The following is a 3,630-nucleotide window of genomic DNA, read 5'->3' as shown; positions in this document are numbered from 1 at the left end:
TAGAAAAAAGCTTTAACACTATGAGAAAATATTTTTTTGTCCTAAGTCTTTTATTTCCTTTTTTATCCCTTGCACAGGAAGACATTGAATATAAGGAGTTTTCTTATACTGAATTATTTAAAATGATAGAGAATGAGGAGGATACGGTCTTTAAACTGGAAAATGCAAGAATCATTTTTAACCCTGAAACAGATAAGGATTTTATAATTGATATTGACTTTTCTACGGGTACTTTAAAACCAAGAACCAATAATAAAAGGACAATAAATAAGCGACTAGAGGTTTCTAAGGTAGAATTCACCGAGCTCAAAACATTTCAGTACAGGGTAGGGCTCAATAATATCAGATTTAAAAAGAGTGTTTCCCTGCCTGGTGGAGTTCTAGTTATCAACTGCCTCTTTGAAGAAACTGCACGTTTTTCTCAGTCGAATAACCTGAAAGTAAAAATCAAATCTATCAATGATGTACTAATGTTGATTGAAAATACATTTAATGGAAGTTTTCATGTGAGCAGTGATTTTTTTTCTATTATTTCAAATGAAATCAATGGTTCAAAATCAATGGAGAGCATGAACCTTGGTACAATCTATGGTAAAGAAGGAACAATTCAGGATAATGTATTTAACAATTTAATCCTTAAAATAGAAACAGATGCAATTACTTCAGAAGATAAAGTCTTTTCTGAGCATGTACTATCCAATTACTCCACATTTTTAAATATTGAAGGCAATTCCTTTTTTAGCAGAAATACGGAAATAATATTTGATACAAAAACCGATGCGAATATCAACTTCAAAAACAACAAGTTTGAAGGCTCCTTACTGATAGATGCTAAACCTCTAACTGCTCAAAACATCGATATTCGATGGTCTCAGTTTCCAAAAGAGCTCTATGATATTGATGCTTACGAAAAGAGCTTACCAACTTTACAATATGGAGAAAGCATCAAGAAAGAAGTAGATACTTATTATTATGGAATTAAAAATCCTAAGTATAGACTAAAATATCTGGAAAACTTTCAGGATAGTCTCGTCTCAAACGATGAAGCGTTTCTAGCTCAAATGAACGCTCTTGCTAACTTCCATACTTATTATAAAACAAAGCATGATTCTGAGTCAGCAAATCTAGTTTATATCAGATTAAAAGATACTGAGACAAGAAGATTGGCCCATATATATAGCAAAGATCCTAGCTTCAAAAGCTTTTTCACCTGGAAGATCAATCAGTTTCTCAAGACCTTTTCAGCCTATGGCACTGAACCTGCCCGTGCCATCATCTTCTCCTTCTATGTCATCATTGTTTTTGCCCTCATTTACCTCTTCTTCCCTAATCACTGGGACAGTCATGGCAAGAACCGGATCATGGATCGGTATCGCTTTTTTGCCAAATACATGAAAAAGGATAGTGGGATCCATGAAGTCTATTTGGATGAAAAGCGGGAGGAGATGATGGCAGCAGAAGACTTCAGAGCCTATATGCTCGAGTCCAAACAAGAAATCCCCGGTTTCTTTATGGCTACTGCCCTGCCTCTTTATCGTTGGTCGGTGGCGGGTACTAGAACTTTTTCCTGGCTGCTATCCAAGGTTGACGTACTTAAAGGAACCTGGTCCTCTACAGAAGACTCCAAGAAAGCAGGAAAGTCTGTCTTGATTATTGGTGCTTTCTTAATCGCTATTGTCTACGACATCTTTATCAAAATGCTGAATGCACTAATGCTGAGCATCAACACCTTTACCACCCTCGGCTTTGGTGAGATTCCGATCAAAGGCCTACCACGTTACCTAGCGATTATTCAGGGCTTTATTGGCTGGTTTATGTTGACCATATTCTCTGTGAGTTTGATTTCGCAGCTGCTCAACTAAATCGCTTTACGTCATTGCGAGCGCAGCGCGGCAATCCCTTGATTATAAAAAGAATTCGTCAAGCGAAAAGGGAGATCTGCCTGCCGGCATAGGCAGGCTCTTTCGGTTTATAATTTCTCTATCGAGAATCGCTCTCCTTCAAAATGACGGTACGGAAAATTAATTTCCTTATTCCCTGATTACGAGTTATCTTAAAATCAACTTCAACCATTATGCGATATCTTTTTATGGCCTTTGGCCTCTTGCTATCATTCCTCTCAACTGCACAAGAAGACATTGGATACAAAAAGTATTCCTACAGCGAGCTCTTTCAAATGATTGAGGATGAAGAAGACACCTTATTCGTACTTAGAGATGCCATTATTGAATTCAATTTGAAAACGGATCTGAGACATTCCATTTATGCCGAGACCAGCGGAGTCCCTGACCTATGGGAGCCCGTAGATTCCATTCATATCAACAAAGCCTTAGAATTCTACAACGTACAATTTATAGTCAACGAAGGCGATTCAATTAATGGTAAAGCAGTTTTTACCAAGTCAGGATTTCATCGCGTTAACTTTCAGAAACAGGTAACCTTCGAAAATACGTTTTCAGTCTTGTTCAATGCCTGTACATTTCAGTCAGAGGCTTACTTTACAACTTCTCTTAGAAAAGTTTCTGGGGGTAATCCTGCAGACTCTTTATATAAAAAAACCAATGATCTAAGAGACAGACTAATTCACGGCTGGTTTCTTCATACCAATTCAGAAATTGCAGTTCAAAATTCGGTTCTTAAAAAAGGCATATTGATTAGGTCTGGAGTAAATGGTGTTAGCATCAATTTGAAGGGCAATGAAATCGAAGCGATCTCAAACATGCTTTATGGTAAACAACCAACAGAGCTTAATATCAATGGAGGGGCAATGGAATTAGTTGATAATCATTTCACCGACATTGTAAGTATAGACTCAGATTCTTCTTATTCTCACACTTTTCAGAATAACCATTTTCGAGAGAATGTCTCCTTAAGGATATATAATAATCGGAGTTTATATTTTGGAGAAAATAGATTTGAAGGATATGTTTTAATGAATATTGATCGGGTTGAGGAGTTAAAAACAAACTGGCAACAATTCTATAAAAAGACTATTCCTTATCTCTACTTTCGTGAAGATGGCAAGTTCTTTACGAATATGACTGGTCCTATCGATATTATGCCTCTTATCTATGGAAATGATAACATAGAGAATTTCATTGACTCCACTAGAATAAGTAGTCCTCAGGTATTTCTAAGCGAACAGGAGAGATATTCTGAGCTTTATGAGCATTTTAAAAAAACACACAATACGCAGAGTGCTAACCTAATCTACCTTGAAATCAAAGACCTTGAAACGGAACGTTTAGTATATGAATATACCCAAAACCCTTCTTTTGATCTATACTTTACCATAAAGATCAATCAGTTCTTGAAACTATTTTCTGATTATGGAACCCGACCTTCCAAAGCCATAACCTTCTCTATCTATGTCATTTTAGCCTTTGCTCTCATCTACCTTTTCTTCCCTAATCACTGGGATAGCCACGGTAAGAACCGGATCATGGATCGGTACCGCTTCTTTTTGAAGTATGTCAACAAAGATTCCGGTATACACGAAGTGTATTTGGATGAGAAGAAGCCAGCGCTTTTAGCCTCAGAGGACTTTAAGTTGTATTTAGAAGAACAAGGGAAGACAGCACCCAAATTCTTTATGGCTACCGCCTTGCCTCTTTATCGTTGGTCGGTGGC

At 37.1% G+C, this 3,630-nt stretch carries 2 protein-coding genes; both read left to right on the top strand.

The features are described 5' to 3' along the window. On the top strand, window positions 1-1,862 hold a 1,862-nt coding region (locus tag HWE15_RS13580; protein WP_290508089.1), incomplete at its 5' end, for an ion channel. A gap of 212 nt (window positions 1,863-2,074) precedes the next feature. Beyond that, window positions 2,075-3,630 (top strand): hypothetical protein (locus tag HWE15_RS13575; protein ID WP_290508088.1); only part of this gene is annotated, 1,556 nt, incomplete at its 3' end.

The sequence above is a fragment of the Algoriphagus sp. genome (assembly GCF_013373065.1).
Taxonomy (GTDB): Bacteria; Bacteroidota; Bacteroidia; order Cytophagales; family Cyclobacteriaceae; genus Algoriphagus.
The sequence above is the reverse complement of the archived record's forward strand: the minus strand, read 5'-3'. Positions and strand labels throughout refer to the sequence as shown.